Below are 4,334 nucleotides of genomic sequence, written 5' to 3'. Positions count from 1 at the left end.
CACGACGGGCAGAATCCCACTTCCTCTTTGAAGGACCGGGCCTCCGCAATGGCGGTTGCCAAGGCCAAGGAGGCCGGGGCAAAGGTGATTGCCTGCTCCTCCACCGGCAACGCGGCCTCGTCCCTTGCGGGCAACGCGGCGGCGGCGGGGCTGAAAACCTATATTTTCGTTCCCTCCCGCGCGCCCAAGGGGAAGGTGGCCCAGCTCATGACCTTCGGCGCCACCGTCATCTCCGTGGAGGGCAGCTATGAGGAGACCTTCGAGCTGTCTAAGCAGGCCATTGACAAGTGGGGCTGGTACAACCGCAACGCCGCCATCAATCCCTATCTCTCCGAGGGCAAGAAGACGGTTTCTCTGGAGATTATGGAGCAGCTTGGCTGGCAGGTGCCGGATTACGTGGCGCTGTCCGTGGGTGACGGGTGCACCTTTGCGGGCGTTTGGAAGGGCTTGAAGGACCTATACGCCATCGGGTTTATCGACCGGCTGCCCCGGCTGATTTCCGCGCAGGCGGAGGGCTGCTGTCCCCTGAACCGGGCCATTACGGAAAATAAACCATGGGAGCCGATGGAGGAGAACACACTGGCGGACTCCATCGCCGTGGGTGTGCCCCGGAACGCGGACAAGGCGCTGGCGGCTATCCGGGAATCCAACGGAATCGTGGTGAACGTCTCCGACGAGGAGATTATGGCGGCGCAAAAGCTGCTGGGCCGCACCTGCGGCGTGTTTGGAGAGCCTGCGGGCGTCACCGGCACGGCGGGCGTGAAAAAGCTGTGCGATCAGGGCGTGCTGGGGAAGAACGACACGGTGGTGTCCATCGTCACCGGCAACGGCCTGAAGGACGTGGCAAACGCCATCAAGGCCTGCGGCGAGCCGATCACCATTCCCTCCGACATGGAGCGGCTTTTGAAGGAGTTTGACCAGCGGGGGATTGTGGTGGAATGATTTCCGCCGGAATTTGAGAGATGAAATAGCGCGGACGCAGGGAAATTTCCCTGCGTCCGCGCGGTTTTCCGGCGTATGTCTGCCGGTTACTCCTGATGCCACGGTGGCTTCTCCCCAGACATGTTCCTGGGGTAAGACAGATTTGGATGCTGTTGTTGCCGGGGCGGATGAACTATGCGGCGACGAAAATTTAATTGACAGCAAGAAGCAAGCAGAGTATGATGTAGAAAATATATCGTGACGCGATATATTGCGACGCGATATAACGAGGGGGGAGCCTTATGCCAGTCGGGGGACCGATGACGGAAGCCATGTATTATATTTTGCTGGTGCTGACCGTGCCCAGCCACGGCTATCAGATCATGGCCTCGGTGCCAAAGGCTTCTCAGGGCCGGGTGCGCATGGGACCGGGGACGCTGTACGGCGTTTTGACCCGGATGGAGACGGAACGGTATATCGAAATCGTGGACGACGACGGGCGGCGGAAGACCTATGCCATTACGGAGACGGGCAGGGCGGCGCTGCGGGCGGAGACGGAGCGGCTGCAAGCCATGCTGGAGGACCAGACGCGCTGGAGGGAGGACACGAAATGCTTGACCGAATAGAGGCATGGGAAAAGGAGGAAGACGGATACGTCCGCAAGTGGAAGCTGGACGATCTGTGCGATTTGGACCGCAACGAGAGCTGGTTTTCCGACATGGCAGAAAAAGGGCTGTTTGTGGATCATTTCACCCGCTGGTCCGTATGGTTCAGGCGGGGAACGCCCCAAAAGACCCGCTACCGCATGGATATTTTGAGTCGGGCGCTGACGGAGGATGAGCTGGCACTGTACGATTCCAGCGGGTGGCATTTCGCGGCGCTCCATACCGAGGAGGGCTTTCGGAAGGACATTTGCTATTATGTTTTCCAGACCGACGAAAACGCGGGCGTGCCGGAGCTGCACACCGACCCCGTAGAGCAGGCAAAGTCCCTGAAGCGGCTGCATGGAAAGTTTCGGAGAGACGTTTTTTTGACGCTGGTCTTGCTGGCTGTGGTAGTTTGGGATGTGACCAATCCAAGACGGCCCGATCTGAGGTTTGAACTGCTGGTAACCGGAGAGCAGCCCATCAGAATTTACTGGGTCCTTTTTGGCCTGCTGGAAATGGTGAACAGTTTGCGGAGTTGGCTGAATATTCGGCGGCTGCGCAGGCGCCTGACAGGGGGAGAACCGCTGGATCATCACGCGGATTACCGCAAGGCCCATAGACAGTATGTGGTGATTTCCGGTCTGAAGCTAATGTTGGCGGGTTGGTTTCTTACCGTAATAGTCACGCAGGTGATTTTGCTGATCTCCTCAAACAATATGCTTCCCCTGCCGAAGACGGTGGACTTTCCGGCGGTGCGGCTGGAGGCGTTTTACGATGGAACGCTTGCGGAAAACGGAATTTCCGGAGAGTTTCACCACGAGTGGACGGCGGCGGGCGCGGAGATTGACGAACTGAGGGAGCATGCCAATGAGGCGGAGGCAAACTCAATTTTAGAACTGCGCACCGTGAGCATCCGACTTCCATTCGTCTGGACGGCGGAACGGGCCTTTGCCGCTCTAACAGAAATGGAGATGTATGACGGGCTGGACGGTTACTATCGGATAGGAGAGGCCGTCCCGGTAGAGACAAGTCTGGTAGACGAAGCATGGGCGGCGGCCCCCGGTGAGGACAATTGGAATCAGTTTGTCCTGCTGGTGAGGGATGGGCGGCAAATTGTGATGACGTTTTATCTGGACCGCACCAACGGAGATTTTGACGATCCCGCAGAAGCGGAAGTTTTCCGGGACCGATGCACAGAACGGCTGCTGCCGCTGCTGGCGGAAGAGCTGGAGGGCTGAGGCCGGCCGGCGCGGCATCTTGTGCGCTGTGCGGCCCGACGGGAAAGCGCAGCGGTATATGGGAACACTTTATTAAATTTGGAGGAACTTTGCCATGCGGATTATGGCCATTGACTACGGAGACGCACACACGGGCATTGCCATCTCCGACCCCACCGGCTTTATGGCCGGGACCACCACCGTGATCAACGCCTACCGCCCCGAACAGGTGGCGGAAGGCGTGAAAAAATTCGCGGAGGAATACGGCGTGGAAGAGCTGGTTTTGGGCTATCCCAAGAACATGGATGGGACGCTGGGGCCGAGGGCGGAAAAGGCGGAGGCCATGGCGGCGCTGCTGCGGGAGACGGTGGGACTGCCTGTGGTCCTCTGGGATGAGCGGCGGACCACCATCGACGCCCACCGGATTTTGCAGGGCAACGGACAGAATGCAAAAAAGCGGAAGAAGACCGTGGACGCGGTGGCGGCGGCGCTGATTCTGGAGGGATATCTCACATTTAAGAAAAAACCATGAAAACGCAGAAAATCCTGCTAAAAAATTCGGAAAACAGGTTGACTAAGGGCATTATTTCTGCTAAAATTAACTTTACCTGTGAAAAAGGGTTTATTTGTCGTGCGCGTTTTCGCTTTCGCGCGGGACAGAGACCGCTTTGGAGGGCAGGGAGGCAGTCGGCTTCTCCGGCTCAAGCCGGACAAGAGGCCAATAATAAGGAGGTGCCGTTAAATGCGCGTGAAAGTGACCATGAGATGCAACGAGTGCAAGCAGAGAAACTACAACACCATGAAGAACAAGAAGAATACCCCGGACAAGATGGAAATGAACAAGTATTGCCCCTTCTGCAAGAAGCACACGCTCCACAGCGAGACGAAGTGATTGACCGAATGACGAGAAAGGGCGTGTAAACATGGCGGAAGAAGCCAAGAAAAAGGACAGAACCCGCTGGTTTCGGGAAATGAAAAGCGAAATGAAAAAAATCGTGTGGACCGACCGCAAGACCGTGGCGAAAGACACGGGAACCGTGCTGCTGTGCTCTCTGCTCATCGGCGCGTGCATCTGGATTGCCGACTATTTTCTCATTAACGGCATCCAGCTCATCATCACGTTTCTGAAGTAAGGGGCGAGTGATGACAGAGAGCGCGAAATGGTATGTAATCCATACCTATTCCGGCTATGAAAACGCGGTAAAGACCAGCATTGAGAAGTTTGTGACCGGACGCAACATGGAGGATATGGTTCTCAGAATCGAAATTCCTCTGGAAACGGTCACGGAGATCACCGAGGGCGGCGCCTCCAAAGAGGTTGAGCGCAAGGTGTTCCCCGGTTATGTGCTGATTAAAATGGTCTTGACGGACGAAACCTGGCATCTGGTGCGGAATATCCGCGGCGTGACCGGGTTTGTCGGCGAGGCCAGCAACAGGCCCATTCCTCTGACAGAGGAAGAGGCCCTGTCCATGGGCATGGAAAAGCACGAGATTGAAGTGAAATACTCCGTGGGCAGCCATGTGAAAATCGTGGACGGCCCTCTGTCCA

General features: G+C 57.0%; 7 protein-coding genes. All 7 read left to right on the top strand.

From position 1 onward, the window contains the following. Positions 1 to 942: threonine synthase (thrC, locus tag B2W96_RS06565; protein WP_293009487.1), on the top strand; the 942-nt coding region annotated here is incomplete at its 5' end. 281 nt (positions 943 to 1,223) lie between these two features. Continuing rightward, positions 1,224 to 1,547, top strand: coding sequence for a PadR family transcriptional regulator (locus B2W96_RS06560; RefSeq protein ID WP_293009486.1), 324 nt, complete (start codon positions 1,224 to 1,226; stop codon positions 1,545 to 1,547). Continuing rightward, positions 1,532 to 2,806 carry a DUF2812 domain-containing protein gene (locus B2W96_RS06555; RefSeq protein ID WP_293009485.1) on the top strand — a complete coding sequence of 425 codons (1,275 nt, stop codon included), beginning with the start codon at positions 1,532 to 1,534 and terminating at the stop codon, positions 2,804 to 2,806. Before B2W96_RS06560 ends, B2W96_RS06555 begins: the two co-directional genes overlap by 16 nt. Positions 2,807 to 2,900: 94 nt before the next feature. Next, a complete protein-coding gene (ruvX, locus tag B2W96_RS06550) occupies positions 2,901 to 3,317 on the top strand; it encodes a Holliday junction resolvase RuvX (protein WP_293009484.1) in 417 nt (138 codons plus the stop codon). A 210-nt stretch (positions 3,318 to 3,527) separates the two neighbouring features. Next, complete coding sequence (gene rpmG, locus B2W96_RS06545) at positions 3,528 to 3,677, top strand: 50S ribosomal protein L33 (protein ID WP_293009483.1); 150 nt, start codon at positions 3,528 to 3,530, stop codon at positions 3,675 to 3,677. Positions 3,678 to 3,708: 31 nt separating this feature from the next. Then, the gene (gene secE, locus B2W96_RS06540; protein ID WP_293009482.1) at positions 3,709 to 3,918 is read left to right on the top strand and encodes a preprotein translocase subunit SecE; all 210 of its coding nucleotides are present in this window, start codon (positions 3,709 to 3,711) and stop codon (positions 3,916 to 3,918) included. Between the two features lie 10 nt (positions 3,919 to 3,928). Next, on the top strand, positions 3,929 to 4,334 hold a 406-nt coding region (locus B2W96_RS06535), incomplete at its 3' end, for a transcription termination/antitermination NusG family protein (protein WP_293009481.1).

The sequence above is a fragment of the Oscillibacter sp. UBA6647 genome (genome assembly GCA_002455655.1).
In the GTDB taxonomy this organism is placed as follows: domain Bacteria; phylum Bacillota; class Clostridia; order Oscillospirales; family Oscillospiraceae; genus Oscillibacter.
This window is presented reverse-complemented; position numbering and strand designations above follow the sequence as displayed.

Coding starts and splice junctions, on each gene's coding strand:
- B2W96_RS06560 (WP_293009486.1), top strand. CDS start 1,224: ATGCCAGTCGGGGGACCGATGACGGAAGCCATGTATTATATTTTGCTG.
- B2W96_RS06555 (WP_293009485.1), top strand. CDS start 1,532: ATGCTTGACCGAATAGAGGCATGGGAAAAGGAGGAAGACGGATACGTC.
- ruvX (WP_293009484.1), top strand. CDS start 2,901: ATGCGGATTATGGCCATTGACTACGGAGACGCACACACGGGCATTGCC.
- rpmG (WP_293009483.1), top strand. CDS start 3,528: ATGCGCGTGAAAGTGACCATGAGATGCAACGAGTGCAAGCAGAGAAAC.
- secE (WP_293009482.1), top strand. CDS start 3,709: ATGGCGGAAGAAGCCAAGAAAAAGGACAGAACCCGCTGGTTTCGGGAA.